At 70.9% G+C, this 26,569-nt stretch carries 24 protein-coding genes; 23 read left to right on the top strand and 1 reads right to left on the bottom strand.

The window, feature by feature from the left end; all coding sequences use genetic code 11:
* The first annotated feature begins 2 nt into the window (after nt 1-2).
* Together DMP23_RS44765 and DMP23_RS44760 are read left to right on the top strand one after the other, a co-directional pair.
* Entirely contained in the window at nt 3-1,388 is a 1,386-nt protein-coding gene (locus tag DMP23_RS44765; protein ID WP_337824853.1) for an MFS transporter, read from the top strand.
* Nucleotides 1,389-1,636: 248 nt separating this feature from the next.
* Entirely contained in the window at nt 1,637-2,350 is a 714-nt protein-coding gene (locus DMP23_RS44760; RefSeq protein WP_337824852.1) for an alpha/beta fold hydrolase, read from the top strand.
* Nucleotides 2,351-2,490: 140 nt separating this feature from the next.
* On the opposite strand, the gene DMP23_RS44755 is transcribed toward DMP23_RS44760, so the two are convergent.
* On the bottom strand, nt 2,491-2,700 hold the full coding sequence (locus tag DMP23_RS44755) for a CsbD family protein (RefSeq protein ID WP_037812879.1): 210 nt from the start codon (nt 2,698-2,700) through the stop codon (nt 2,491-2,493).
* 183 nt (nt 2,701-2,883) lie between these two features.
* Between DMP23_RS44755 and DMP23_RS44750 the strand changes: the two genes are divergently transcribed.
* The 21 genes from DMP23_RS44750 to DMP23_RS44650 all read left to right on the top strand — a co-directional run bounded on the left by DMP23_RS44750 (nt 2,884) and on the right by DMP23_RS44650 (nt 26,549).
* Nucleotides 2,884-3,345, top strand: a complete 462-nt coding sequence (locus DMP23_RS44750) for an Asp23/Gls24 family envelope stress response protein (RefSeq protein ID WP_037812877.1) — start codon at nt 2,884-2,886, stop codon at nt 3,343-3,345.
* Nucleotides 3,346-3,357: 12 nt separating this feature from the next.
* Nucleotides 3,358-3,675 carry a hypothetical protein gene (locus DMP23_RS44745; RefSeq protein WP_337824851.1) on the top strand — a complete coding sequence of 106 codons (318 nt, stop codon included), beginning with the start codon at nt 3,358-3,360 and terminating at the stop codon, nt 3,673-3,675.
* Nucleotides 3,672-3,848 carry a hypothetical protein gene (locus DMP23_RS44740; RefSeq protein WP_037812875.1) on the top strand — a complete coding sequence of 59 codons (177 nt, stop codon included), beginning with the start codon at nt 3,672-3,674 and terminating at the stop codon, nt 3,846-3,848. The genes DMP23_RS44745 and DMP23_RS44740 overlap by 4 nt, the downstream gene beginning before the upstream one ends.
* A gap of 3 nt (nt 3,849-3,851) precedes the next feature.
* On the top strand, nt 3,852-4,220 hold the full coding sequence (locus DMP23_RS44735) for an Asp23/Gls24 family envelope stress response protein (protein ID WP_037812873.1): 369 nt from the start codon (nt 3,852-3,854) through the stop codon (nt 4,218-4,220).
* Nucleotides 4,217-4,744, top strand: a complete 528-nt coding sequence (locus DMP23_RS44730) for a DUF6286 domain-containing protein (RefSeq protein WP_337824850.1) — start codon at nt 4,217-4,219, stop codon at nt 4,742-4,744. The genes DMP23_RS44735 and DMP23_RS44730 overlap by 4 nt, the downstream gene beginning before the upstream one ends.
* Nucleotides 4,741-5,304 carry an alkaline shock response membrane anchor protein AmaP gene (locus DMP23_RS44725; protein ID WP_337824849.1) on the top strand — a complete coding sequence of 188 codons (564 nt, stop codon included), beginning with the start codon at nt 4,741-4,743 and terminating at the stop codon, nt 5,302-5,304. The genes DMP23_RS44730 and DMP23_RS44725 overlap by 4 nt, the downstream gene beginning before the upstream one ends.
* A gap of 34 nt (nt 5,305-5,338) precedes the next feature.
* Nucleotides 5,339-5,971 (top strand): TetR/AcrR family transcriptional regulator, encoded by a 633-nt coding sequence (locus DMP23_RS44720; protein WP_337824848.1) that lies wholly within the window; start codon nt 5,339-5,341, stop codon nt 5,969-5,971.
* A 192-nt stretch (nt 5,972-6,163) separates the two neighbouring features.
* Entirely contained in the window at nt 6,164-7,504 is a 1,341-nt protein-coding gene (locus DMP23_RS44715) for an MFS transporter (RefSeq protein WP_337824847.1), read from the top strand.
* 3 nt (nt 7,505-7,507) lie between these two features.
* Nucleotides 7,508-8,824, top strand: a complete 1,317-nt coding sequence (locus DMP23_RS44710) for an MmgE/PrpD family protein (protein ID WP_337824846.1) — start codon at nt 7,508-7,510, stop codon at nt 8,822-8,824.
* A gap of 80 nt (nt 8,825-8,904) precedes the next feature.
* Nucleotides 8,905-11,016, top strand: a complete 2,112-nt coding sequence (locus DMP23_RS44705) for a hydantoinase/oxoprolinase family protein (protein ID WP_337824845.1) — start codon at nt 8,905-8,907, stop codon at nt 11,014-11,016.
* Nucleotides 11,013-13,031: a hydantoinase B/oxoprolinase family protein gene (locus DMP23_RS44700; RefSeq protein ID WP_337824844.1), complete on the top strand. Its 2,019-nt coding sequence runs from the start codon at nt 11,013-11,015 to the stop codon at nt 13,029-13,031. Before DMP23_RS44705 ends, DMP23_RS44700 begins: the two co-directional genes overlap by 4 nt.
* Before the next feature lie 26 nt (nt 13,032-13,057).
* Complete coding sequence (locus DMP23_RS44695) at nt 13,058-14,626, top strand: class I adenylate-forming enzyme family protein (RefSeq protein ID WP_337824843.1); 1,569 nt, start codon at nt 13,058-13,060, stop codon at nt 14,624-14,626.
* Entirely contained in the window at nt 14,623-15,579 is a 957-nt protein-coding gene (locus tag DMP23_RS44690) for a cyclase family protein (RefSeq protein WP_337824842.1), read from the top strand. Before DMP23_RS44695 ends, DMP23_RS44690 begins: the two co-directional genes overlap by 4 nt.
* Nucleotides 15,580-15,600: 21 nt before the next feature.
* Nucleotides 15,601-16,773, top strand: a complete 1,173-nt coding sequence (locus DMP23_RS44685) for a thiolase C-terminal domain-containing protein (RefSeq protein WP_043840015.1) — start codon at nt 15,601-15,603, stop codon at nt 16,771-16,773.
* A 5-nt stretch (nt 16,774-16,778) separates the two neighbouring features.
* The gene (locus DMP23_RS44680; protein ID WP_158691547.1) at nt 16,779-17,180 is read left to right on the top strand and encodes a Zn-ribbon domain-containing OB-fold protein; all 402 of its coding nucleotides are present in this window, start codon (nt 16,779-16,781) and stop codon (nt 17,178-17,180) included.
* Nucleotides 17,177-18,085, top strand: coding sequence for a TIGR03620 family F420-dependent LLM class oxidoreductase (locus DMP23_RS44675; protein WP_337824841.1), 909 nt, complete (start codon nt 17,177-17,179; stop codon nt 18,083-18,085). Before DMP23_RS44680 ends, DMP23_RS44675 begins: the two co-directional genes overlap by 4 nt.
* The gene (locus DMP23_RS44670; protein WP_337824840.1) at nt 18,082-21,534 is read left to right on the top strand and encodes an indolepyruvate ferredoxin oxidoreductase family protein; all 3,453 of its coding nucleotides are present in this window, start codon (nt 18,082-18,084) and stop codon (nt 21,532-21,534) included. The genes DMP23_RS44675 and DMP23_RS44670 overlap by 4 nt, the downstream gene beginning before the upstream one ends.
* Nucleotides 21,528-22,892, top strand: a complete 1,365-nt coding sequence (locus DMP23_RS44665) for an FAD-binding oxidoreductase (protein ID WP_337824839.1) — start codon at nt 21,528-21,530, stop codon at nt 22,890-22,892. The genes DMP23_RS44670 and DMP23_RS44665 overlap by 7 nt, the downstream gene beginning before the upstream one ends.
* Complete coding sequence (locus tag DMP23_RS44660) at nt 22,874-23,860, top strand: alcohol dehydrogenase catalytic domain-containing protein (RefSeq protein ID WP_337824838.1); 987 nt, start codon at nt 22,874-22,876, stop codon at nt 23,858-23,860. Before DMP23_RS44665 ends, DMP23_RS44660 begins: the two co-directional genes overlap by 19 nt.
* Nucleotides 23,857-25,086 carry a CoA transferase gene (locus DMP23_RS44655; RefSeq protein ID WP_337824837.1) on the top strand — a complete coding sequence of 410 codons (1,230 nt, stop codon included), beginning with the start codon at nt 23,857-23,859 and terminating at the stop codon, nt 25,084-25,086. Before DMP23_RS44660 ends, DMP23_RS44655 begins: the two co-directional genes overlap by 4 nt.
* A 2-nt stretch (nt 25,087-25,088) precedes the next feature.
* On the top strand, nt 25,089-26,549 hold the full coding sequence (locus tag DMP23_RS44650; protein WP_443111382.1) for an aldehyde dehydrogenase: 1,461 nt from the start codon (nt 25,089-25,091) through the stop codon (nt 26,547-26,549).
* The last annotated feature ends 20 nt before the right edge of the window (nt 26,550-26,569 follow it).

The raw sequence follows: 26,569 nt of genomic DNA, 5'->3' as shown, positions 1-26,569 counted from the left end.
CGATGAGCGCACGAAGCGAAGAATTCGCCACGGTGAGCCGGAAGGAACGCCTCTCCTTCGGAGGCGGTGACCTGGCCACGAACATCGCCTGGGGCGCGCTGGCCACCTACGTGGTTTTCTTCTACACCAACGTGATCGGGGCCGCGGCGTCGGCGGTCGGCACGATCGTGCTCGTCGCGCGGCTGTTCGACGGCGTGGTCGACGTCGGGATGGGCGCGATCGTCGACCGGACCTCGACCCGCTGGGGCAAGGCGCGTCCGTGGGTGCTGTGGGCCGCCGGGCCGTTCGCCGTCGCGCTGATCCTGGTGTTCACCGTGCCGGGCATGGACCCGGCGCCGACGCTGGTGTACATCGCGATCACCTACGCGCTGATGAACATCGCCCTCAGCGCGGCGGTGATCCCGTACGGAACGCTGAACACCCGGATGACGCGAGACTTCACCGAACGGTCCCGGCTCAACGTCACCCGGATGTTCGGCGCCACCCTCGGCTCGCTGGTCGTCACCGTCCTCACCCTGCCGCTGGTGAGCGCGCTCGGCGACGACCAGCGGGCGTGGATCATCACGTTCTGCCTGTTCGGCGCGGTCGCGGCGGTGCTGTTCTTCATCACCTTCCGCAACACGCGGGAACGTCTCGTCGACACCGCGCCGCCGAAGGACCAGCCGGGGATCGCCGAATCGCTGAAGCTCGCGGGCCGGAACCGTTACTGGCTGCTGCTGTTCGCGATCTTCATCGTGTTCAGCGTCGCGGAATCGCTTTACACCGGGGCGACGGCCTACTTCGCCCAGTACTTCCTGGGCAACGCCGGGTTCGCCGCGCTGATGTCGTTCCTGCTCTACATCCCGGCGCTGCTCGGGATGCTGTTCATGCAGCCGGTCTACCAGCGGTTCGGCAAGGTCGCGCCGATGATCGTCGGCGCGGCGATCTTCGTGGCGGGTTCCCTGGTCATCGCGATCGACCCGACGGACATGACCCTGGCGGTCGCCGGTTCGGTTCTCCGCGGCATCGGGCGGATCCCGATCTTCGGCGCGATCTGGGGCATGCTGCCCGACACCATCGAGTACGGCGAGTGGAAGAACGGCCGCCGGCTGGAGGGCGTGCTCTACAGCGCGGGCAGCATGGGCCAGAAGCTCGGCTACGGGCTGGGCGCGGCGGTGCTCGGCTGGGTCATGGGCGCGGCGGGCTACAACGGTTTGAACCGCACGCAGCCGGATTCGGCGCTGTCCGCGATCAACGCGTTGTTCGTTTATGTGCCGATGGCGTTGTTCGTGCTGTTGATCATTCTGTTCTGGGCTTACCGGCTGGAGCGGATCTACCCGACAGTGGAGAAAGACCTGGCCGAACGGCGCGCGGCGGCTGGAGAACGCTCGCTTCCGCTCGGCGACTGAGGTGGGGTTGCCCCTACTGCGCTCGGGCAGCCAGCGGTATCGCGTTCGACTGGATTCTTCGCGACGCTGGGGTTGCTTCTTGGCGAGTGGAGGGGGATCCAGTGACGAATTCTGGTGTACGGCAGGGAAAAGCGCGGCTAGCTGCCCTGGTGGCGGCGGTTGTCGCGATCGGCGGAGCGGCTGCGTGCGCTGATGCGGCTGATCCTCCGGCCGCCGGACCGCACTTGGTGCCGGTGAATGGCCGCACGATGGCGTTTTCCGTGACTCCGGGCCGGTTGCCCGCGATTGTGCTCGACGCGGGCGGTGGGATGGATTCCTCGGAATGGCGCAAGGTCGTCCCGGAACTCGCGGCGAAGACCGGGTCCGAGGTGATCGCCTACGATCGGGCTGGGGAAGGCAAAAGCGACGAGGCGCCCGGCCCGTGGCGAGCGGACAATGCCGCCGCCGATCTCGCGGCTGGGCTGACGCAGCTGGGAGTAACGGGAAACGTCGTTCTCGTGTCGCATTCGCTGGCGGGCGAAGTCGCCTTTTCCTTCGCCCGGAGCCATCCGCGCTGGGTTGCGGGCGCGGTGTTCGTGGACGCTAATCTGCCACAGTTCTTCACCCCGGCTGAGACCGCCAAATTAGTGGCGTTGAACGAGAGACAAGTGGAAGAGCTCAAGAAGGCGCCGTCCACCCGGCAGACGCGCCAGTTGCTCGCCCAAGCCGACGGCTACGGGCCGGTGCACGCGGCGTATCACAAGCTGACCTGGCCGTCCGGCATTCCGGCGGCCGTGATCGTGTCCGCCGAGACGCCGTTTCCGACTCCCGAGGACGCGCAGTTGTGGCGGCAGGCGCAGCAGGACTTCGCGCACGCCGCGCCGAACCGGACGCTGGTCACCGCTGAGCACAGTTCTCACGACGTCCCGCTCGATCGACCGGACGTGGTCGTCGCGGCGGTGGCGAATCTGCTGCAGCGTTGAGGTCCGCCACGCAGCCCGGCGGCAGTGCCTCGCCGCAACGGGGCCGCCCGCCGCAGCTGCCGAGAAAATCTCACTGATCCCCGGAAAGCGAACGCGGGACCCCGGCTCCGTGCCGGAATCCCGCGTTCTCGAGGAGAAAGTCAGTCTTTCTTCAGCGCGTTCTTGACTTTGCCCGCCGCGTCGCCGAGAGCGTCCTTCACGTTTTCGGCGGCTTCCTTGATCCCGGCCTTCGCCTGGTCGGCTTTGCCTTCGTTCTCCAGCTTCTCGTCGCCGGTCAGCGAACCGGCGGCCTCCTTGGCCTTGCCGCCGAAGTCGTCTGCCTTGGCGCCGATCTTGTCGCCCATCGACATGAGTGCCCTCCTTCATTGCCGAACAACGAACGCGGGAATGCGTCAGAGTGAACGACAGCGCGGATCCCGAATCGTCACTCACCCGATGATGTGATCGTCGCCACTCGTTCGGGGAGTGAGTTTTGCGTGGCGGCCGGGTCGATCCGATGAACTGAACAACGGGAACCGACTGGAGGAGAATCGATGGCTTCGACGACTGACACGGCGGCCAAGACCCAGGACGTGGAGAAGGTCAACGCCGGTCCGCTGACCAGTTCGCAGGGGACGACCACCGTCGCGGACGTGGTGGTGCAGAAGATCGCCGGGCTCGCGACGCGGGAGATCCCCGGCGTGTACGACCTCGGCGGCGGCGCGGCGCGGGCGTTTTCGGCGCTGCGCGAGCGGATCCCGGGCGCGACGGCGTCGGCCGGACAGGGCGTTTCGGTCGAGGTGGGGGAGAAGCAGGCCGCGGTGGACCTGCAGATCGTGGTCGAGTACGGCGTCTCGATCGCGGAGGTCGCGCGCTCGATCCGGCGGAACGTGATCAGCGCGGTGGAGGGGATGACCGGGCTGGAGGTGGTCGAGGTCAACATCAACGTCGGCGACCTGCACCTGCCGTCGGACGACGAGGAGGACGCGTCCGGCGACAGCGGCCGGGTGCAGTGAGCGGACGGACCGATGAACCCGCTTGAGGAGGCCCGCCGGATCGCCGCCTCGGTGCGCGAACTGCCCGAGGTGGCGGACGTGCACGGCGGCGAGTTCGGCCGGGTCGCGACGCTCGGGGCGGGCGGCCGGGTGGGCGGAGTCCGGGTGACCGACGAGGACGTCACCGTCGGCGTGACGGTCCGGGCCCCGTTCTCGGCGGGCGACGTGGCGGCCGCGGTGCGCGCGGCCGCCGCGTCCCCCGGCCGTCCGGTGCACGTGCTGATCGCCGACGTCGAAGTGCCGGCCGCGGGGGAACCCGGGCCGGAAAACCGGAAGGAGACGGTGTCGTGAACGCAACGGGATTGGGGCTGGTCACCGGCCTCGCGCTGGGCCTCGCCGCCGCGATCGGCGGGTTCGGGGCGTTCCTGCTGGTCCTCGTGCTGGGCGCGGCGGGACTGCTCGTCGGCCGCCTGCTCGACGGCAAGCTCGACCTCTCGCAGCTCACCGGCCGCGACCGGGGGTGAGCCGTGGCTGTCGCAGCGGAGGAGCGGGGGACCCTCACGATCAGCGAGCACACCGTCGAGCGGCTGGCCGCCCACGCGGCGGGCGAGATCGACCGGGTGGGCGGGGCCGCCGGGCGGACGCTCGGCATCAGCCTCGGCGGTGAGGCGCTGGACCGGTCGGCGAAGACGTCCGCGCGGATCGCGGGCGGCGAGGTGGAGCTGGACGTGCGGATCTCGCTGGAATACCCGGCTCCGGTCGGGGCGACCACCGAGCGGGTGCGCGGCCATCTGCGCGGGCGGGTCGAGGAACTGACCGGGATGCCGGTCCGCCGCGTCGGCATCACGGTGACGGCCTTGCACACCGAGGCCGCCGGACAGAGGAGGGTGGAGTGAAACGCCGAACCCGCCGGTCTCTTCCGGCGAGCCTGACCGCCGCGGTGCTGCTGGCGGTGTGCGTCCTGGTCGCTGTCGCGGCGATCCAGCGGCTGACCGGGAATCAGCCGTGGCTGGACTATCGCTCGGTCGCGACCGCGGTCCACAACGCGCACTGGACCGACCTCGTCCCGGCGCTGATCTCAGCCGCAGTGGCCCTGGCCGGGCTGGTGCTGCTGTGGGCGGCGCTCCTGCCGGGCAAACGCCGGATCCTCCCGCTGACGGGAGACCCGGATTCCGGGGCCGACACCACGGGCTACCGGTCCGCGTTGCGCGCAGCAGCCGCGGACGTGGACGGAGTCGAGCAAGCCCGGCTCTCGACCGGTTCGCGCAAGGTCAAGGTGCGGGTGAAGACCGCCCGCACCCGGCCGGACGGCCTGTCCGACGCGGTCCGCGCGGCCGTCGAATCCCGGCTCGACCACATCTCGCCGGCCCGGCGGCCCGCCGTGTCGGTGCGAGTCCGTGCGACGAGGGAGGCCTCATGAACCGTCCGGCCACGCTCAATCGCTTCCTGCTCGCGGTGATCGGCCTGGTGCTGCTCGCCGCGGGCGGATTCGGTCTGGCTACGCACTTCCGCGTGCTCAGGCTCATCGATCCCGAGGCGCCGCTCGTGCCGGGCACCGCGGAGCCGCCCGCCTGGGTGTTCTACGCGATCGCCGCGGCGGCCGTCGTGGCGGGGCTGCTCGCGCTGCGCTGGCTGCTGGCCCAGCTCGCGCACCGGCCGCGCACGGGAGTGTGGCGGTTCGAAACCGATCCCGCCTACGGACGCACCGAACTGCGCGCGGACGCCGCGGTGGCCCCGTTCGTCGAGGAACTGCGCGGGCATCCCGGAGTGCACAAGGCGAGCGCGTCGCTCGCCGGAACCCGGGAGACGCCGTCGCTGGCGCTGATCCTCACGTGCGAGCGCGACGCGGATCTGGGCGAGATCCGCGGCCGCATCACCGGAGAAAGCCTGCCGCGGCTCGAGGAAGCGTTGGAGCTGAAGGACATTCCGGTCGCGATCGAGTTCCGGTTCACCGGCAAGGCGGCGTCCCGTGTCGGGTGAGGGCTAGGGGAGACCCCGGCGTTACCATCTGCGCGTGGGCGACAACGTGTCGAATGAATCGACGGAGCTGCTTCCGGTGCGCGAGGAGCAGCGGAGGATGACGCGGCAGCGGATCATCACCGCGGCGCGGCAGGTGTTCGAGGAACGGGGCTACGGACAGGCCTCGATCGGCGACATCGCGAAGGCGGCGAAGGTCAACCGGGCGACGTTCTACCTGCACTTCACCAACAAGGCTGAGGTGTTCACCGAGGTCTACCGCGCGGTCCGCGAGGACCAGAGCGCGCAGTACTGGTCGCTGCTCGGGCGGGCGCTCGCCGAGGGCAGGGCGGCGAGCGTGCGCGCCTGGCTCGACGGGGCGCTGTCCTGGTGGGAGAGCCAGGCGGCGCTGCTGCCCGCGATCCACGAGGCGATGGCCAGCGATCTCGAGGTCGCGGCCCGGTGGAAGGACCAGATCGACCAGCTGGCCGGCGGGCTCGAGGAGTACCTCGTCCAGTTCCCGCAGGCGCGGCGCGAGGAGCGGCGGCTGCGGGTCGAGCTGCTGATGGTGCAGCTCGACCAGGTGTGTTTCCGCGCGATCGTGCAGAAGGTGTTCGTCATCGAGCGGGCACAGCTGCTCGACGTGGTGACCGGGCTGTGGGTCGACGCGCTGGGGCTGGAGCAGGACTAGATCAACAGCTTGACGCTTGACTCGACACAGTGTCGTCCTTATTCTTCCGGGGACACCTGCGCCGCCAGTGAACGCGCAGGTCAGGCGAGGACGGCCGCAACCCTGTGCGGCCTGCCCGCCTGGTGTCGAGGCGTCGACAGGGAAGACGCCGGTCTTCGCCCACCTGTCAACGACGACTCGGGAGCGTCCCCTATGTCCTCCAGTCCTGGCGTCGCCGCTCCGTCTCCGGCGCTGATGCGGCGCGTGGTTTTCGCGTCCGCCATCGGCAACACCGTCGAGACCTACGATTACGCGGTCTACGGCTTTCTGACGGTCGTGCTTTCGAAACTGTTCTTCCCCGCGCAACAGCCGGGGGTCGCGTTGCTGTCCGCCTTCGCGGTGTTCGGCGTCGCCTTCGTGGTGCGGCCGCTGGGGTCGCTGCTGTTCGGCTCGATCGCGGACCGGATCGGGCGCAAACCCGCGCTGGTCGCCACGGTCGCGCTGATGGCGGGCAGCACGGCGGCGATCGGCGTGCTGCCGCCGGTGGCGTCGATCGGCGTCTGGGCGCCGATTCTCCTGGTGCTGTTCCGGTTGCTGCAGGGCCTCGCGGCGGGCGGCGAGTACGGCACGGCGATGACTTACGCGGCCGAGTTCACCCCGCGCGGCAAGCGCGGCGCGATGACCAGCCGCGTGCAGATCGGGAGCGTGGCGAGCCTGCTGCTGGCCGCGGGCGCGGTGCTGTTGCTGAGCACCCTGCTGACGCCCGCCGCGATGGCGAGCTGGGGCTGGCGGATCCCGTTCCTGCTGGCCCTCCCGCTCGGCCTGGTCGGGCTCTACATCCGCTCCCAGCTCGACGAATCCCCCGAGTTCCGGGCGCTGGAGCACCGCACGCAGGTGCCCGCCTCGCCGGTCAAGGAGTCGTTCACCGCGCACTGGCGGCTGATCGTGCTGATCTTCGGCATCGCCGCGTTCCAGCAGGTCGGCTACTACGTCGCCTTCACCTACGCACAGACCTACCTGATCCGGCTCGGGTTCTCGCAGTCGCAAGCCACTTTGGCGACGGTGATCAGCATCGCGGTGGCGGTCGTGCTGGTCGCGCTGGGCGGACCGCTGTCGGATCGCTGGGGTCGGTGGCCGATGCTGCTCGGGCTGTCCGCGGGCACCTTCGTGCTGGCCTACCCGCTGTTCATCGGGCTCTCCTCGGCGAAAAGCCTGGGCGCGGCCATCGGGATGACGGTCCTGCTCGGAGTCCTGCCCGCGCTGTACACGGCGGTGGCTCCGGCGTCCTATGTGGAGGTTCTTCCCGCCCGGGTGCGCGCCACCGTGTTCGCGGTCGGGTTCGCGTTGGCGGCGACGTTGCTGGGCGGTCCGGCGCTGTACGTCAGCCAGACGCTCGTGCAAGCCACCGGGGACAACCGTGCGCCCGCGCTGTTCCTGATGTTCGGTGCGCTGCTGAGCTTGATCGCGGCGTTGTTCGTGCGGCGCGCGACCAAGCGGGTGGAGGATGCGGAGCCGGTTCCGGCGGTCAGCGAGCGGTCTCCCGAAGGGGTGTGACCCGTGTTGCTCACCGATCTCGCTGAGCAACTCGACACCGCGGCCCCGAGGATTACCGGCGAGCTGATCGACCAAGCCGGTACTTGTCTTCTCGACGCACTGGCCTGCGCCTACGGCGGACGCGACCTGCCGTGGGCCAGGCAGGCCAGGGCGATCGCGGGCAGCGGTGACGACGCCACGATCTGGGCGACCGGCGGCAGAAGGGCAGGGCTCGCGGACGCGGTGTTCGCGAATTCCGTTGCCTGTCATGCGTTGCTGCACGAGGACACGCATGCCGAAAGCCGGGTGCATCCCGGGACGGTGGTGATTCCGGCGGCGCTGGCGATCGGGGAACGCCTGCGCTCGCCGTTGCCCGCGCTGCTGCGGGCGATCGTCCTCGGCTACGAGGCCATCGCGCAGGTTTCGGCCGCGGTGCTGACCGAGGAGTTCGGCGTTCGCGGATGGCGGGCCAGCAGTGTCTTCGGTCCCTTTGGCGCGGCGGCTGCGGCAGCGCATTTGCTGGGGCTCAGTCCAGTGGCCACCGCGCACGCGTTCGGGATTGCTGCCAGTTCCGCCGCGGGCCTGTGCCAGTGGGCGCACGACGGGACCACCGAGGTGTTCTTCCAAAACGCCGGAGCGTCACGGGCAGGCGTCATCGCGGCGCTGCTTGCCCAGGAGGGCGCGACTGGCGCGGCGTCGGCGGTGGACGGGATTTTCGGCCTGCGCCAGGCATTCGGCGGCGCACGGGACGAAGCCCGGCCGCCGGACGTCCGGCTGGACCGGATGGCGATCTCGCAGACGTTTTTCAAGGCGTACCCGTCGTGTGCGCTGACTCAGGAACCGATCGACGCGGCCATCGTCCTTGCCGGACAAGGAATCCACCCCGAGCAGGTCGTCGAAGCCGCAGTGCACACGTCCAGCGTGGCGGCGCGCTATCCGGGCTGTGACAACGCGACTTCCTTGGCGGCACCGATTTCCCGGCAGATGAGCCTGCAGTTCGCGGTGGCGGCCGCGTTGACCGACGGCGCGATCCGTCCGGACCGCTATGCCGGAGCGCTCGATCCGGGGTTGGCGAAGCTGGCGGCGCGGATCTCAATAGCAGTGGATCCCGTTGCGGACGCGGCTTTTCCGGCGCGCCGGGACGCGCGAGTGGCAGTCCGGCTCGCCGACGGACGCGTCGTGTCCGCGGAAAGCCGGGAGCAGGCACCGGTATCCGTGCCCGAGAAGTTCCGTTCCTATGCGGAGCCGGTGCTGGGCGCGGGGATCGACACGATCCTGCGGGCCGTCCGGAAACCCCTCTCCGGCACCGATTCCGCGGAGTTCGCCGCGCATCTGCACTGAATCGACAAGTTGTCGCTTGACTCGACACTATGTCGTGTCTAATCTGGCTCGCAGGCCGGGAGCCGTTCCACGGAAGGACAATGACGTTGCGTTCCGAAGTCACGTTTCAGATCGGGTGCGACATCGGCGGTACGTTCACCGACGTCGTCGCGCTCGCCTCGGACGGACAGTCCTATGCGGACAAGTCCGACACCGTTCCGGACGATCTCGCCGCGGGACTGCTTGCCGCGCTGGAAAATCTCGCCGCTCGCGTCGGGTTGCCGCTGGCCGAGCTGCTCGCCGCGACGACGCGGTTCGTCAACGGCACGACCGTGGTGACGAACGCCGTCGCCGAACTGCGCGGCGCGAAGGTCGGGCTGATCACCACGCAGGGCTTCGGCGACAACCTGCTGATCGCGCGGTCGGCCCGCAACGCGCACCGCGACCACCACAAGCAGCTCAGCCTTCCGCAGATCGTCGCCCGCGAGAACGTGCTCGAGGTGCCCGAGCGGATCGACCGCAAGGGCCGGGTCGTCGTTCCGCTCACCGAGCGGCGGGCGCGCGAGGCGGTGGAAGCGCTGGCGGCCAAGGGCGTCGAATCGATCGCCGTGTCCCTGTTGTGGGGCTTCGCGAACCCGGAGCACGAGGAACTGCTCGCCTCGATCGTCGAGGCCGAGCATCCGGAGCTGTTCTTGAGCGTCGCGTCGCGGCTGCACCCGGTCATCCGGGAGTACGAGCGGACGATGACCACGGTGCTCAACGCGTTCACCGGGATCCGGGTCGCCGAGTACACCGAGCGGATCGAGCGCGAGCTGGCGGCGCGCGGGCTGCGCGAACCGGTCGCGTTCATGCAGGGCTTCGGCGGCACGTCGAGCGCGGCGGAAGCCCGGCAGCGGCCGATCACGCTCATCGACTCCGGACCGGCCGGCGGCGTGATCGGGGCGCGGGCGCTGGCTGACCGGCTCGGTCTCAAGGACATCGTCACCGCGGACATGGGCGGCACGTCGTTCGACGTCTCGGTGCTGCGCGACGCGACTCCGAACGTCACCCGGCGGGTGATGCTGGGGGAGCGGTTCCTGACCGCGCTGTCCAAGATCGACGTGCTGCCCATCGGCACCGGCGGCGGCAGCATCGCGTGGCTGGATTCGCGCGGAGTTCCGCAGGTCGGGCCGCACAGCGCGGGAGCCGAGCCGGGGCCGATCTGCTACGGCAAGGGCGGCGCCCGTCCGACGGTGACCGACGCGTCGGCGGTGCTCGGGCTGCTGGATTCCGGGTCCTTTCTGGACGGTCGCCGGGCGCTCGACACCGGCAGTGCCAGCGAAGCCCTCGCCCGCGAGATCGGGAAACCGCTGGGCGTGGACGCGGTTCAGGCCGCGGCGGCGGTGCACCGGATGGTGGTCGCGGACATGGGCAACGCGGTCCGCGCCGTGACGGTGGAGCGCGGACACGATCCGCGCCGGTTCGCGATGGTGGCTTTCGGCGGAGCGCTCGGCCTGTTCGCCGCGGACATCGCCCGTTCGGTCGGCATCCGGCAGATCGTGATCCCGGCCGAAGCCGCGGTGTTCTCCGCGCGCGGGCTGCTTTCCAGCGACGACGTGCGCACCCGCGCGCGCTCGGTGATGTGGCAAGGCGGCGGGGCCGAGGCGGTGCACGCCGCGCTGAAGGAACTCGACGCGGAACTCGTCGAGGCGTTGCACACCGCGGGCTACTCGGACGACCGGATCGACGTCCGCTGGGAAGGCGACTTCAAGTTTCTTGGCCAGCAATGGGAACTGCGGGTGCCGATTCCGCGCCGGGACAAGTTCGGCGAAGCGGATCTGGTCGCGATCCAGGACGGGTTCGCCGCGCGCTACGAGCAGGAGTACGGCGAGGGCACGGCTTGGGTGGGCAGTCCGGTGGTGCTGATGTCGGTGCGGGTCACCGCTACCGGCCGGGTCGACTTCTTCGAACCGGCCAAGCAGGAGCCGACCGGCGACGCGGCCGAACCGATCGGGCGCAGGCGGATCCGGCGGGCCGGAGAGTCCGAAGTGGACGTTTACGACGCGCGGCGGATCGCCGCCGGGGCCAGGATCTCCGGTCCGGCGCTGATCGAACACTCGCTGACCACCGTCTCGCTGCCCGAGGGCTGGGAACTGAACGTGGACGGCTGGGGCAACTACCTGCTGACCGACACCGCCCGGACGACCGGGTGCACCGGGGAGGAAACCGCATGACCGCCGCCGCGACCGGGCTCGACCCGGTGGACGTCGAAATTCTCGCCAAGGCACTGGACAACGTCGCCGCGGAAATGGGCGTGGTGATGATGCGCGCCTCCGGCAGCCCCGCGATCGCGGAGGCGGTGGACTTCTCCACCTTCATCGCCGACGCCGAGGGCGACATCATCAGCTACGCCGGCTACATCACGATGTACCTGGGCGCGGCCCGCCAGGCGGTCCGGCACCTCCTCGCGACGTATCCCCGCGAGCAGATCCGGCCGGGGGACATGTTCCTCTGCAACGACCCGTTCACCACCGGCAACGCGCACGCCGTCGACGTCGGCGTGGTGCGGCCGATCTTCTTCGGCGAGCAGCTGGTGGCGTGGTGCTGGGCCGAGGCGCACGTCAACGACTTCGGCGGCGCCGCGCCCGGCGGGATGGACCCGACGGCCACCGAGGTCTACGGCGAAGCGCTGCGGCTGCCCGGGGTCAAGATCGTCGACCAGGGGCGTCCGGTCGAGGACGTGTGGCGGATCATCGAGACGAACATCCGGGTGCCGGAGCTGGTGCTCAACGACATCCGGTGCTTCATCGCCGCCTGTCACCGCTGCGACGAACGGCTGCAGGCGCTCGTCGAGCAGTACGGGGCGGACACTTTCCGCCGGTATGTCGAGGCCGCCAAGGACCTGGCCGAGCAGGCCGTCCGGCGCAGGATCGCGGATCTGCCGAAGGGCACGTTCACCGGCGAGGAATTCGCCGAGCACAACGGGCACGCCGACGAGCTGTACCCGATCCGCTGCACGCTCACCGTCAGCGAGGACGCGCTGCGGTTCGACCTGACCGAGTCCGCGCCGCAGACCGACGGGTTCATCAACGTCAGCGCGGCGACCACGCTGGGCGCGGTCGTGTCCCCGCTGCTGATCACCCTGCTGCCGGACCTGCCGATCAACCAGGGCACGCTGCGCCCGATCGAGGTGGTGACCCGGCCGGGCACGATCTGCGACGCGCGCCAGCCCGCGCCGATGGGGGCCGGGCACATCGAGACCGGGTTCCGGATCGGGAAGGTGGTCACGAGGCTGCTCGCCGATCTCCAGGCAGGCAGCGAGAACGCCTTCGTCCGCGAGCACGTGACGGCGCCGTGGCAGGACTCGTGGAGCGCCAGTTTCTTCTACGCTCCCGACGAATCCGGCCGGCTCGTGCCGTTCCCGGACATGAACGGCGGCGGCAGCGGAGCGGGCGCGCAGGCGATCGCGGACGGAATGGACGTCAGCGGCGTGCTCGCCCAGCCGCAGAACAGCATTCCGGACATCGAGATCAACGAACTCGCCTATCCGGTGCTGTACCTGTGGCGCAAGCTGAACCCGAACTCCGGCGGACCGGGCCGGACCCGGGGCGGCGCGGGCATCGACCTCGCGTTCACGCCGTGGTACACGCCGGGCGGCCAGGAGCACGTGATGGCGGCCTGCTGGCAGGTTCCGCCGTGCGGGGTCTTCGGCGGCTATCCCGGATCCACGAGCGGTTCGGCGCTAGTCACCGGTGCCCAGGCAGACGAGGCGTTCGCCCGGGGCGAGGTCCCGCGCGCCGTCGAGGATCTCGCTGCCGCGCCGAAACCGTTGCAAGGAAAGCAGTTCGGGCTTTCGGTCGGTGCCGGCGACGTGGTGGTGCTGCGGGTCGGCGGCGGTGGCGGCTACGGCGATCCGCTGGAACGCGATCCGGACCTGGTCGCGGCGGATGTGCGCGCGGGCGTGGTGACGGCGGACGCGGCGCGGGTTTCGTACGGCGTCGTGCTTGACGCGGCGGGCGGCCCGGACCTCGCCGAGACCAGTCGGGAGCGGGACCGAATCCGTGCCAGCAGGCGGGAATGGCCCCGGGAAGACTGCTTGGCGGTGCGCCGGAGCCCGGCGCACGAACGGCTGGCCGAACGCGGCCAGTGGTGCCAGCCGAGGCCGGGGGTCGAACTCGCGGAGTACGCCGACCCGGACACCGGAACCCTGCTGCGCGCGGACGTGGTCGTGCACCCGGACGCCCGATGACGGGCCACAACGAAAGGCGGAACGACGTGGTTGCCCCGGATACTTTCCCGGACGCGCTGGCGGCGCTGGCGAAGCTGTTTCCCGGCGAGGAGGCGGTCGTCGCGCCCGAGGGGCGGCTGACCTTCGCCGAGTTCGCGCGGCGGTGCGACGAGCTGGCCGGCGCGTTCCGCGCGGCGGGGCTGCGGCCGGGCGAGCGAGTGGGGATCCTGCTGCCGAACGGGCTGCGCTGGCTGGTCACGATGCTCGGCGCGCAGCGGGCCGGGCTGGTCGCGGTGCCGGTCAACACCTGGTACCGGTCGGCGGAGCTGGCGCACCTGGTCGGCACCGCTGACCTGCGGCTGGTGGTCACCGAACAGCGGGTGTTCGGCAAGGACATGCTCGCCGAGCTCACCGCGGCCGGGCACAGCGAGGTCTTCGAGCCCGGAGCCCGCGTCGGCGGGTATCTGGGCGCGCTGTTCTGGCCGTCCGCCGAGCCGTTCCCGTCGGGGCTCGAGCCCGCCCCGGCTCCGGAACGCAGCGCGGGACCCGACGACCTCGCGATGATCCTCTACACCAGCGGCAGCACGGCGTTGCCGAAGGCGGTGCCGCTGGAACACGGCAAGCTGCTGCGCAACGGGTACGAGATGGGCGAGCGGATGCACGTCGGTCCGGGCGACCGGCTGTGGTTCGCGATGCCGTTGTTCTTCGGCTACGGGGCCTGCAACGCGCTGCCGGTCGCGCTGAGCCACGGCCTCACCTTGTGCGTCGAGGAGAAGGTCGACGGCGACGCGTCGCTGGCCTTCATCGAGCGCGAACGGTGCACTGTCTCCTATGGACTCGCGACGGCGGTCCGGGCGCTGCTGGCCGCGCCGAGTTTCGGCAGCCGGGACATTTCCTCGCTGCGGACCGGCCCGGTCGGGTTCAACGCCGAGGACAAGCGGCTGGCCATCGAAGGGCTCGGCATCACCGAGGCATGCAGCGCCTACGGGCTGACCGAGTCGTACGGCTTCGTGACCATGACCGACGCGAGCGACCTGCCGGAAGTCAAGCTGCACACCCAGGGCAGGCGGCTGCCGACCCAGGAGATCCGCATCGTGGACAAGTCCGGGGCGGTGTGCCCGCCCGGCGCCACCGGCGAGATCGAGATCCGGGGCTGCGTGATCGACGGCTACCTCAGCGGGTCCGACGTCAGCGGCGGCACGCATTCCCCGGACGGCTGGTTCCGCACCGGCGACCTCGGGTCGGTCGACGCGGACGGGCGGCTGTCGTTCGGCGGCCGGTGGAAGGAAATGCTCAAGATCAAGGGCATCAACGTCGCGCCGGTGGAGATCGAGGGCATCCTCGGCGAGCACGCCGAGGTCGACCAGGCGTACGTCTTCGGACTGTCCACTCCGGACGGCGACCAGGAGATGGCCTGCGTCGTCGTGGCGGACGAGCTCAGCGGCGCCGACGGGACCGAGTTGGCGGACCGGCTGCGGGAGTACGTCCGGTCCCGGGCGGCGAGCTACAAGGTGCCCGCCCGGGTCGTGGTGCTGGATTCGGCCGCGGTGCCGCAGACGCACACCGGAAAGGTCAGCAAGCTCAAGCTGCGCGAGATGCTGGAGGCGGCGGGATGACCGGGCGGCGCACCCCGGCGTTCGCGGACCTGCCGACGCTGCCGGACCGGGACGAGCACCACGCGTGGGACGTGTGGGGGCGCGCGGACGAAATCGGCACGCTCAATCTGATCGGCCCGCAGCAGCGGCTCGCCGCGGCGAAGACGGTGCGCAGCGGGCAGATGATCTCGCTGACCCTGCCGCTGGACGAACCCGCTCCCGGGCTGTTCGAGGAACGCGAGCTGTTCCGGCACGTCGTGGAGGACACCGCGGCCGGGCACGACGACCGGCTGGACGGGTTCTACCTGCAGGGTTCCTCGCAGTGGGACGGGCTGCGACACATCAACGCCGGGCGGCACGGGTACTGGGGCGGCCGCAGCGAAGCCGACCTGGCGAGCAGCGAGGTGCTGGGCGTCGACCGGTGGGCCGAGCACGGCTTCGGCGGTCGGGGAGTGCTGGTCGACGTCGCCGGACACCTGGCGGCGCAAGGCACTCCGCTCGCCCCGGACGAGCCGGTGGAGATCACCGCCGCGCTGCTCGACGAGGTCGCAGCCGCACAGGGAACTGTCTTCGAACCCGGCGACATCCTCGTGGTCCGCACTGGATGGACGGAGTGGTACCGGCAGTTGCCGGAGCGGGAGCGGGCTGCGCTGCGCGGGACGATCGGCACCGGTTTCGCCTGCCCCGGGCTGGAGTCGGCGAAGGACATGGCCGGGTACCTCTGGGACCGGGAGTTCGCCGCGGTCGCGATGGACAACGTCGGCGTCGAGGTCTTCCCGGTGAACCGCGCCAAGGGCTTCCTGCACCGCCGGCTGATCGCGTTGCAGGGCATGCCGCTGGGCGAGCTGTGGCTGCTGGACCGGCTCGCGCGGGCGTGCGCGGAGCGGGGGAGCTACGAGTTCCTCCTCGTCTCCGGGGTGCTGCCGCTGCCGCGCGGGGTCGGCAGCCCCGCGAACGCGCACGCGATTCTCTGACGCTTCGAGAAAGGAACGAACATGCCGCTAGGACCGGTACGCCAGGTGGCGATAGTCGGGATCGGCATCACCGAGCTGTCCCGGAAATCCGCGCGCAGCGGTCTCGACCTGGCCGCCGAGGCGCTCCAGTCCGGGCTGGACGACGCCGGGCTGAGCGCCGGGGACGTGGACGGGCTGTTCACGAACGTCGGCTATCCGCTGTCTATCGACTACGACCGGATGGCAGAGGCGTTCGGACTGCGGATCCGCGCCGCCGTGCAGACCTGGAGCCACGGCCGCTTCGTCGGTCCCGCGCTGCAAGCGGCCGCCCAGGCCGTGGCGCTCGGCACCACCGAGGTCGCCGCCTGCCTGGCCGGGGTGTCTTTCTCCGGACTGGGCATGGTCGGCGGCGCGGGCGACGCGGAAGGGCTGCGGCAAGGCGGCGGCTCGCACGGGGAACTGCCGCATTACGGCATGACAGCTCCGGGCGCGGGCGCGGCGATGGCGTTCCGCCGGTACTGCGAGCGGTACGGCGTCGACCCGGCGCTGATCTCCGCGGTGCCGATGGCGATGCGCCGCCACGCCCGGCTCAACCCGAACGCGCAGATGACCAAACCGCTGGAGCAAGCGGATTACGACGCGCAGCCGTACATCGTGGAACCGTTGCGCCGTCCGGACTTCGCGCTGCTCAGCGACGGCGGCGCCTGCCTGCTGGTGACCACGGTGGAGCGAGCGCGCGATCTGCGGCAGCCCGCCGTGATCGTCTCCGGCATGCAGGGCCTGCGCGCCGGCCGGGACGAGTTCATCTTCGCGCCGCCCGGGCTGGGCGTGTTCACCCAAGGCGACGAGCGCCGGGCCGAGGACCATCCGGTCTACGCGATGGCGGGGCTGTCCGGGCCGGGTGACGTGGATTCGCTGCAGCTCTACGACGCTTTCTCGCCCAACGTGGTGTTCGTGCTGGAGCGGTTCGGCTTCACCGGCGAAGGCCAAGCTCTCGAATGGCTGCAGGACGGCCGGATCGAGCTTGGCGGCGAACTGCCGGTCAACACCGCGGGCGGGCTGCTGTCCGAGGCGCATCTCTGCGGCTGGGGGCACATGGCCGAGGCGGTCCGCCAGATCCGCGGCCAGGCCGGCGACCGCCAGGTGACCGGATGCGAGGTCGTCCAGTGGGCGACGCCGTTCGGCGATTCGACTGTCTTCACGAAGGACCGGTGAGCACGATGACCACTGCGCGACCTCTTCCGCTTCGCTACCCCGAGGACGTCGAACACCTCGACGGCGCGGCTCGCGGCGAACTGCGCGTGCCGGTGTGCGGCTCGTGCGGCGAGGCGTTCTGGCCGCCGTCGCCGGTGTGCCCGCGCGATTTCCGCCGTGCCGTCGAGTGGACGACCGACGCGGGGACCGGCCGGGTGCACAGCTGGGTCCGGTTCCACAAGCGGTACTTCGAGGGCGACGACGTGCCGTACGTCGTGGTGCAGGTCCGGCTCGACAGCGGCCCGAACCTGACGACGACGTGGACCGGCTCCGGCGATCCGGTGCTCGGCGAACCGGTCGTCGTGTCGTTCCGCGAGGTCGGCGACGGGGTGTGGCTGCCGGAATTCGGGCCGGGGGAGCGGGCGTGAACCTGTCTCGTGAACTGGCGGCCCGGATCGGCCCGGCCGGCGTGTGGCTGTCCGTCCTGGCGGAGGTCCCCGCCGCCGAGGCCGCGAAGGCGGCGCGGGTGGTCGAGGACCTCGGGTACGGTGCGCTGTGGATCGGGGAATCCCCGGCGCACAAGGAAATCTTCACCAACGCCGCGTTGCTGCTGTCGGCGACCACACGGCTGACCGTGGCCACCGGGGTCGCCACCATCTGGGCCCGGGACGCGGTCGCCGCTGAAGGTGCGGCCCAGACTCTCGGCGAGGCGTTCCCCGGACGGTTCGTGCTCGGCCTCGGCGCCAGCCACGCGGAGGCCGGACGCGGGAGCGGCCATGACCGGCCGCTGACGGCGTTGCGCGAGTACCTCGATGTGCTGGACAGCGACCGTTACCAGGGGCCGCGCCCGGAACGCGCGGTGCCACGGGTGCTGGCGGCGTTGCGGCCCCGGATGCAGGAACTGGCCCGCGATCGGGCCGCCGGGATGCACTCGTTCTTCGTGTCGCCCGCCCATACCGCCGCCGCCCGGGAACGGCTCGGCCCGGAACCGTTGCTGGTTCCGGAACAGGCGGTGGTTGTCGACCCAGACGCTGTGTGGGCGCGCGAGGTGGCGCGGAAGCACATCGCGACCCGGCTGGCGCTGCGGAATTACGTAAATCACCTGCGTGCCTTGGGTTTCGGCGATGCCGACTTCGCTGACGGCGGGAGCGACCGGCTGGTGGACGAGTTGGTCGTCTGCGGTGATCCGCGACTGGTGGCGGCGCGGGTTCGCGAGCATCTCGCCGCGGGGGCCGACCACGTGGCGATCCATCCGTTGACCGGTACGCCGGGTGTCGAGCCGGTGCTGGACCAGCTTCGGGCGCTGGTTTCCGAGGGAGGAATACCGTCGTGACTGATCGTTATCGCGCGGTCGAAGGGCAGTTCCAGCTGACCGGCGTCCAGGCGCTGGCCCGGCTGCCCTTCGATGTCCGCCGCGCCGACCAGCGGGCGGGGCTGCGCACGGCGGCGTTCGTGTCCGGCTACGAGGGCTCGCCGCTCGGCGGATACGACCTCGAACTCGGCAAACAGGCCGAACTGCTCGCCGAGCACGACGTCGTGTTCAAACCGGGCGTCAACGAGGAACTGGCGGCCACCGCGGTGCAGGGCGCGCAGCTGGCGGCCCAGTCGGAGAACCGGCGGGTCGACGGCGTCACCGGTTACTGGTACGGCAAGTCGCCTGGCCTGGACCGCGCCTCGGATGCCTTGCGGCACAACAACCTCATGGGCACTCATCGCCTCGGCGGCGCGCTGGCGCTGGTCGGCGACGACCCGGGCGCGAAGTCCTCGACGGTGCCCGGCAGCTCCGAACTGCTGCTGGCCGACCTGGGCCTGCCGACGCTGTACCCGGCGGATCCGCAAGAGGTGCTCGACCTCGGGCAGCACGCGGTCGCGCTGTCGCGGGCCTGCGGGCTCTGGGTCGGGTTCAAGATCGCCACGAACGTCGCAGACGGAACCGGAGCCGTACGCGTCGATCCCGGCCGGTTCCGTTCCGTGGCACCGGATCCGGTGGTCGACGGGCGGCCGTTCGTCCACGAGATGACCGCCCGCATGCTGCAGCCGGACCTCGGCAGGCTGGAGCGCAGCCGGGACGGCGCACGGCTTGAACTCGCCCGTCGTTACGCCGCGGTCAACGGGCTGAACACGATCGTCGGCGGTCGCGATGCCCGGGTCGGGATCGTCGCCGCGGGCAAGACCTATCACGATCTCCGCCAGGCGCTGGAGATTCTGGGCCTGGACGAGTCCGAATTGGAGCGGCGCGGAGTCCGGCTGCTGCGGCTCGCGATGGTGCACCCGCTCGACTCCGAAATCGTCACTCGGTTCGCTGCGGGGCTGCGCGAAATCGTGGTCGTGGAAGAGAAACGCGCCTTCATCGAGACCGCGGTCAAAGACCTGCTCTACGGCCGCGCCGACGCACCGGTGGTCACCGGCAAACGCGGACCCGACGGCACGGCGCTGGTCCCGGCCGACGGGGAACTGGATCCGGACCGTATCGCCGCGGCGCTCGCGGTCCGATTGCGTGCGCACGGCGGCTTCCCGTCGGTGGAATCCTGGCGGGCCCCGCGACGCACGATCGCCCTTCCGCTCGCCGCGCGCACCCCGTACTTCTGCTCGGGCTGCCCGCACAACTCGTCCACGAAGACGCCGGAGGGTTCGCTGGTCGGCGCCGGGATCGGGTGTCACAGCCTGGTCCTGATGACCGGGCGCGAGGACTACGGCGACATCACCGGACTGACCCAGATGGGCGGCGAGGGCACGCAATGGGTCGGCATGTCGCCGTTCGTGCGCGACGACCACCTGGTGCAGAACCTCGGCGACGGCACCTTCCACCACTCCGGCAGCCTGGCGGTGCGCGCGGCCGTCGCGTCCGGGGTCAACATCACCTACAAACTGCTGTACAACTCGGCCGTCGCGATGACCGGCGGGCAGCAGCCGACCGGGGTCATGACCGTTCCCCAGGTGATCGCGGCGATGCGGGCCGAGGGCGTGCGCCGGATCATCGTCACGACCGAGGAACCGGCGCGGTACCGGCGGGTGCGGCTGGGCCGCGGCGTGCGGGTCTGGCACCGGGACCGGCTGGCCGAAGCGCAGGAGACGCTCGCCCGCGTCCCGGGCGTGACGATGCTGATCCACGACCAGGAATGCGCGACCGAACTGCGCCGCAAACGCAAGCGCGGGCTCGCCCCCGAACCGCCGCAGCACGCGGTGATCAACGAACGCGTCTGCGAGGGCTGCGGCGACTGCGGGGAGAAGTCGAACTGCCTTTCGGTGCAGCCGGTCGACACCGAGTTCGGCCGCAAGACCCGGATCGACCAGTCGTCCTGCAACAAGGATTTCTCGTGCCTGGACGGGGATTGCCCGTCGTTCCTCACTGTGCTTCCCGGCAAGAGCGCGGGGAAACGGCCACTTGCCGAACCGTTGGCGGCATCGCTTCCGGAGCCGACGCGGACGGTCTCGGCTGAGCGCTTCACGGTGCGGGTGACCGGGGTCGGCGGCTCAGGCGTGGTCACGCTGTCGCAGATCCTCGCGACCGCGGCGAGCATCGCCGGGCTGCCGGTGCGGTCGCTGGACCAGACCGGGCTCGCGCAGAAGGGCGGCGCGGTCGTCTCCGACGTCAAGATCGGCGCGGCGCACGCGAACAAAGCCAGCGACGGCGAGTGCGACCTCTACCTCGGTGCCGACGTGCTCGTCGCCGCGGACCCGCGCTACCTCGCCGTCGCCGATTCGGGCCGGACCACCGCGGTGGTCTCGACGTCGAAGGTCCCGACCGGGGCGATGGTCGCCGACACCAGCGTCACGTTCCCGGAGGAAACGGCGTTGCTCGACCGGCTCCGCGAAGCGACCGGAACCGTGACGGCGCTGGACGCCCGGGAAATGGCCGAGGTGTTGTTCGGCCAGGACCAATACGCCAACCTCCTGCTGACCGGGGTGGCCTACCAGCGCGGCGCGCTGCCGATCCCGGCCGAGGCGATCGAAGAAGCCATCTCCCGCAACGGGGTTCGGGTCGAGACCAACGTGCAGGCATTCCGCCGCGGCCGGCAATGGGTCGCGGACCAGGGAGCGCTGGCGGCTGTGCTCGCGAGCTTGCGCGGAGAACCCGAACCGGAGCCCGCGCTGACCCCGGAAGCCCGCGAACTCATGTCCACTGTCGGCGAGAGCGCCGAACTGGCGCGGTTGCTGCGGGTCCGGGTGCCGGATCTGATCGCGTACCAAAACGTCGCCTACGCGCGCCGCTACGTGGAGCAGGTCGAACGGGTGCGCCGTGCCGAGTCCAGCGCAGTCCCAGGCGCGACGGCGCTGACCGAGGCGGTAGCGCGGAATCTGTACAAGCTCATGGCGTACAAGGACGAGTACGAGGTCGCGCGCCTTTCGCTGGATCCGGCGCAGGAACGCCAGGTCCGCGCGCGGTTCGGTGCCGACGCGCGCATCGCGTACCGGTTGCATCCGCCGGTGCTGAAGGCGCTCGGCATGCGCCGCAAGATCGAACTGGGACCGTGGTTCAAGCCGGTTTTCCGGGTGCTGGTGGCGGGACGGCGGTTAAGGGGCACCCCGCTGGACCCGTTCGGCCGCGCTGCGGTCCGGCGGCTGGAACGGGATTTGATCGCCGAATACGAACGGGTGGTCGGCGAGCTGGCCGAGCGGGTGGACCCGGAAAACCATGCCCTGGCAGTGGAAACGGCTCTCTTGCCCGATCTGGTGCGCGGGTACGAGGACGTCAAGCTCGGCACGGTCGCGACATACCGGAGCACGCTCGCGCAGCGGATGGACGAGTTCCGCGCGGCGAAAGCTGGTGCGCCGTGCTGAACGAACTCCGCCGGGCCTTGCCTGCTGGCCGGGTCCTCACTGATCCGGACGTCCTCGCCGCCTACGCCCACGACGAGGCGGTCTGGGCTCCGCACGAGCTGCCGTTGGCTGTCGTGCGGGCGCACACCGCCGAGGAAATTCAGCAGACCGTGCAGGTGTGCCTGCGCCACCGCGTCCCGATCGTACCGCGCGGGGCTGGCACGGGTCTGTCCGGCGGCGCGAACGCGGTCGCCGGCGGGATCGTGTTGTCCACCGAGCGGATGACCGCCATCCGCGAGATCAACGCCGCCGAGCGGCTCGCGGTGGTCGAACCCGGCGTCGTGAACGAAACCCTGCGGTCGGCGTGCGCGGAACACGGCCTCTGGTATCCGCCGGACCCGGCGAGTGCGCCGTGGTCGACCATCGGCGGCAACGTCGCGACCAACGCCGGCGGGCTGTGCTGCGTCAAATACGGCGTCACCCGCGATTACGTGCTCGGGATGGAGGTCGTCACCGGGACCGGGGACCTGGTCCGGCTCGGCCGCCGGACGGCGAAAGGCGTGGCCGGATACGACCTCACCGGGTTGATGGTCGGCTCGGAAGGCACGCTCGGCATCGTCACGGAGGTCACCGTGCGGCTGCGCGGCGCACGGGCCGCCGAGCGCACGGTCGCCGGTTATTTCCCCAGTCTGTCGGCGGCGGGAGACGCGGTCGCGGCCGTCAGCGAGTCGGGTGTGGTGCCGTCGGCGCTGGAGCTGATCGACCGGCACACCCTCGCCGCGGTGGACGCCTGGAAGAACATGGGTCTGTCCGCCGAAGCCGAAGCGGTGCTCCTCGGCCGCACCGACGCGCCCGGCGAGGACGAGGCGAAGGTGCTGACCGACTGCTTCACCGCAGCCGGAGCCACCTGGGCGGCCGCATCGTCCGATGTGGACGAAGCCGAGGCACTGTTCGCCGCGCGGCGGCTGGCGTATCCGGCGCTCGAACGGCTGGGTCCGGTGCTCACCGAGGACGTCTGCGTACCCCGCGGTGCGGTGCCGGAAATGCTCCGGCGGATCGACGCCATCGGCACCCGGCATGCCGTGCGGATCGCGAATGTCGCCCACGCCGGGGACGGCAATCTGCACCCGGTGCTCGTCGTCCCGGCCGAGGAAAGGGCACGGGCGGAGGCCGCGTTCGAGGAGATCCTCGACGAGGCGATCGCGCTGGGCGGCACGGTCACCGGGGAACACGGCGTCGGCCTGCTCAAACGCGGCGGGCTCGCCCGGGAACTCAGCCCGGCGGTACTGGCGATGCACGCGGCGGTCAAGAACGCGCTCGATCCGCACGGAATCCTCAACCCGGGCAAGGTGATCGCGTCGTGCGCGCCGTCGTCCTGAGCGCTCCGGGAGAGCTGGCGGTCGCCGAGGTGGAGTGTCCGGAACCCGGCAGCGGCGAGGTCCTGGTGAAGGTCGCGGCCTGCGGGGTGTGCGGGCATGACCAGGCCGACCGGGCCGGTTTGCTGACCCTTCCGCTGCCCGCGGTGCTCGGCCACGAGATCGCCGGAACCGTCGTCGCTGGCGGAACCCGGTTCGCGGCCGGGGATCGGGTCGCGGCGAAGCAGTTCGGCACCTGCGGCCGCTGCGAACCGTGCGCGAGCGGCGATGAACTGCGCTGTCCGCAGCGTGCGTTCCTCTACGGCGGGTTCGCCGAATACGCCGTCCTGCCGGAATCCGCCCTGCTTCCGGTGCCGCCGGGAATGCCGCTGACCGAGGCCGCGGTGGTCGCCTGCGCAGTCGGCACCGGACTGCAAGCTCTCCGCCGGGTGGCGCGAGTCGAGCCCGGCGAGACGGTCCTCGTCACCGGAGCCGGTGGGGGATTGGGGTTGCACGCCGTTCAGGTCGCCGCCGCGCTCGGGGCGCGAGTGCTCGCGCTCACCGGGAGTCCGGACAAGGCCGCGCAACTGGGGAATGCCGCTCAGGTGGTGCTCGCCGGAGATACCGCCGGGCAGGACATCCTCGACGCGACTGACGGCCGGGGTGTCGACGTCGTGCTCGACAACACGGGGCACCAATCCGTGTTCCGCCAAGCTTTCCGCGCCCTCGCCCATGCGGGCCGGTACGTGCTGACCGGGCAGGTCAGCGGGGAGCCGATCCGGGTCCACCCGGCTTTCGTGTTCGAGAAGGAAGCCGTCATCACCGGCTCGGGGTCCACGCTGATGCGCACCTTCGCCGACGCGATGGCCTTGGTCGCGGAGGGCCGGGTGCGACCGGTGGTGACTCCTTACCCGCTCGAAGCCGCGGCGCGCGCTTTCGCTGACCGGGTGACCGGGCGGGCTGTGCTGGTTCCTTCTGGAGGAGAGTCGTGACTAGACCGCTGGCCGGTACCCATGTCGTGGAGTGCGCGAGTTTCGTCGCCGGGCCGACCGGTGGCCTGACTCTCGCGCAACTGGGCGCCGACGTCGTCCGCGTCGACCCGATCGGCGGTGGCAGCGATTACCTCCGCTGGCCGGTCGCGCCGACGGGGGAGAGCTACTACTGGGCGTCGCTGAACAAGGGCAAGCGTTCAGTCGCGATCGACCTGCGGAATCCGGAAGGCCGCGAACTGGTCCTCGCCCTGGCCACCGCTCCCGGCCGCGACCGCGGAATCCTCATCGACAACGCGGTCGGCCGTCCATGGCTGGCCCACGAGCGGCTGGCCGACCGCCGTCCCGACATGATTCACGTGCGCGTCCAGGGATATCCGGACGGACGGCCCGCGGTCGACTACACGGTCAACGCCGAGGTCGGGGTCCCGGGGATCACCGGCAGCGGCGACTGGGCCGCCCCGGTGAACCACGTGCTGCCCGCGTGGGATCTCGTCACCGGGCTGAGCGTCGCGACCGGCGTGCTCGCCGCGCTGCACCGTCGCGACCGCGCCGGCGAAGGGTCCTATGTGGAGCTGGCGCTGTCCGACGTGGCTCTCGCCGGCGTCGCGAACCTGGGCTGGCTGTCGGAAGCCGCTGACCGGCAAGGGGAACGGCCCCGGCACGGCAACCACGTCTACGGCAGTTTCGGCGTCGACTTCGCCAGCCGCGACGACGCCCGCGTGATGGTCGTGGCGCTCACCGACGGCCAGTGGCGCGCGTTGCAGTCGGCGACCGGGACCGCGGAAGTGTTCACCGCACTGGAAAAGGCACTGAACGCGGACCTGCGCGACGAAGCCGAACGGTACCGCCTGCGTGAGACCATCGCGGCGGTCCTGCGGCCGTGGTTCGCCGCGCGCGACCTCGGCGAGGTCGGCAAGGAACTCGACGCCGCCCGGGTCCTGTGGGGCCGCTACCGCGGGATGGCCGACCTCGTGGCCGAACACCGCGAGCAAGCCCACGACGTGCTCGCCGATCTGCGGCTGCCCAGCGGCAGCCCGGCCGTCACGGCGCGGTCGCCGCTGCGCTTCTCCGGCGAACGCGGTCCCGCCGGAGCGTGCCCGGCGCTCGGCGCGGACACCGATTCCGTCCTGGCCGAGGTACTCGGCCTCACCGCCGCCGAACTCGGCGGCCTGCACGACCGGCGGGTCATCGCCGCGCCGGAAAACCCGTACAAGGAGGTACGTTGACCATCGATTCGAGCATCGCCCTCGACCGCACCCGGTTCTTCATCGACGGCGCCTGGACCGAGCCGAAGAGCACCGAAACCCACCTCGCGCTGGAAGCCGCCACCGAGAAACCGCTCGGCCGCGCCGCACTGGGTTCCGCCGCTGACATCGACGCCGCCGTCCGGGCCGCCCGCCGCGCGCTGGACGAGGGTCCGTGGGGCCGGACCACCGCTGCGGAACGCGCGGCGACGATGCGCCGGTTCGCCGCGGCTTTGGCGGCCCGCTCCGCCGACACCGCCACGCTCGTCAGCCGGGAGAACGGCATGCCGATCGGGCTGTCGAACGCCTTCAACGGCGACGCGCCGGCCGGGCTGCTGAACATGTACGCCGACCAGATCGAGGCGACGCAGCTGGAGGAAATCCGGCCGAGCGCGTCCGGGTCGACGGTCGTGCGCCGCGCTCCGGTGGGCGTGGTCGCAGCGATCACGCCGTGGAACTACCCGCAGGTGCTCGCGATGATGAAGATCGCCCCGGCACTGGCCGCGGGCTGCACCGTGGTGCTCAAGCCGTCGCCGGAAACCGAGCTCGACGGGTACGTTTTCGCCGACGCCGCCGCGGAAGCCGGGCTGCCGCCGGGCGTGCTCAACATCGTGGTCGCCGGTCGCGAAGCCGGCGCGTCGCTGGTGTCCCACCCGCTGGTGGACAAGGTCGCGTTCACCGGATCCACCGCCGCGGGACGGACCATCGGCGCGGAATGCGGGCGGCTGATCCGCCGGTGCACGCTGGAACTGGGCGGGAAGTCGGCGGCCATCGTGCTGGACGACGCGGACCTCGACACCTTCGTCGCCGGTCTCGACAACGCCTGCTTCCAGAACAACGGCCAGACCTGCACCGTCCAGTCCCGGATTCTTGCCCCGCGCTCGCGCTACGCCGAGGTGGTCGACGCGGTCGCGCAGTACGCGCGCGAAATGGTGCTGGGCGATCCGCTCGACCCGGCCGTCACGTGCGGTCCGATGGCCAGCAAGGCGCAGCTCGAAAGGGTCCTCGGCTACCTCGAACTGGGCCGCGCCTCCGACGCCCGGCTGGTGGCGGGCGGCGGCCGTCCCGCCGCGCTGTCCCGCGGCTGGTTCGTGGAGCCGACGGTGTTCGCCGACGTGGACAACCGCGAACGGATCGCGCAGGAGGAGATCTTCGGCCCGGTCGTCACCATCACCCCCTACGAGGGCGAGGACGACGCGGTCCGCCTCGCCAACGACAGCGAATACGGGCTCGGCGGCTCGGTCTGGACCGCCGACGAGGACCGCGGCCTCGCCCTCGCCCGCCGTGTGCGGACCGGGACCATCGGCCTCAACTACTACCTCCAGGACCTCGGCGCGCCGTTCGGCGGGATGAAGGGCAGCGGCGTCGGCCGCGAACTCGGGCCCGAGGCGCTCGACAGCTACCTGGAATTCCAGTCCGTCTACGCCAGCGCCGCCCAGCTCTGACCCAGCGCCGCCCCGGGGCT

Origin of the sequence: Amycolatopsis sp. A1MSW2902, assembly GCF_017312175.1 — a bacterium.
Lineage (GTDB): Bacteria > Actinomycetota > Actinomycetes > Mycobacteriales > Pseudonocardiaceae > Amycolatopsis > Amycolatopsis nivea.
Note: the sequence above shows the minus strand (reverse complement) of the source record. Positions and strands in the feature narration are given on the sequence as shown.